Below are 1,111 nucleotides of genomic sequence, written 5' to 3' on the forward strand. Positions count from 1 at the left end.
GGGCTCCCTGGGTGTGCTACCCAAGTAGCACGGGGCACGAGGAATCCCGTGTGAATCAGGGGGGACCACCCTCCAAGGCTAAATACTCCCTGCGCACCGATAGAGCATGAGTACCGTGAGGGAAAGGTGAAAAGAACCCCGGGAGGGGAGTGAAAGAGAGCCTGAAACCGCTGGCCTACAAGCAGTCGGAGCCTGCACGGGTGTGTGGGTGACGGCGTGCCTTTTGCATAATGAGCCCGGGAGTTGTCGTCAGTGGCGAGGCTAAGCCGTAGAGGTGGAGCCGAAGCGAAAGCGAGTCTGAAAGGGCGATAAGTCGCTGGCGGCAGACCCGAAGCGAGACGAGCTACCCATGGCCAGGGTGAAGGCGGGGTAACACCCGCTGGAGGCCCGAACCGGTGGAGGGTGAAAACTCCTCGGATGAGCTGTGGGTAGGAGTGAAAAGCTAATCGAGTCTCGTGATAGCTGGTTCTCCCCGAAATGCATTGAGGTGCAGCCTCAGGGATGACTGTAGGGGGTAGAGCACTGTTGGGGCTAGGGGGCTTACCGGCCTACCGAACCCCGACAAACTCCGAATACCTACAGTTGGACCCTGGGAGTGAGCCGCTGGGTGATAAAGTCCAGCGACGAGAGGGGAACAACCCAGACCGCCAGCTAAGGTCCCGAAGTACTGGCTAAGTGGTAAAGGAGGTGGCCCTGCTTAGACAACCAGGATGTTGGCTTAGAAGCAGCCATCATTTAAAGAGTGCGTAACAGCTCACTGGTCGAGCGGGGCTGCGCCGAAAATACCACGGGGCTTAAGCCAGTCACCGAAGCTGCGGACTCATGCTTAGGGCATGAGTGGTAGGGGAGCACTCCAGATGCTGAAGAAGGCAGACCCGCGAGGGCTGCTGGAGGTACTGGAGGAGAGAATCCGGGCACGAGTAGCGATAAAGAGGGTGAGAATCCCTCTCGCCGTAAGCCCAAGGTTTCCTGGGGAAGGGTCGTCCGCCCAGGGTTAGCCGGACCCTAAGGCGAGGCCGGAAGGCGTAGCCGATGGGAAGAGGGGTCAACAATCCCCCGCCACCGGAGTGGAGGCCAAGGGGTGACGCAGGAGGGAAGGGCGCCGGGGCCG

1 rRNA gene is annotated in these 1,111 nt (G+C 60.4%); it reads left to right on the forward strand.

The window, feature by feature from the left end:
- Positions 1–1,111, forward strand: a 23S ribosomal RNA gene (locus H528_RS0111920); the annotation flags it as partial.

This window comes from Thermodesulfatator atlanticus DSM 21156 (genome assembly GCF_000421585.1).
GTDB lineage: Bacteria > Desulfobacterota > Thermodesulfobacteria > Thermodesulfobacteriales > Thermodesulfatatoraceae > Thermodesulfatator > Thermodesulfatator atlanticus.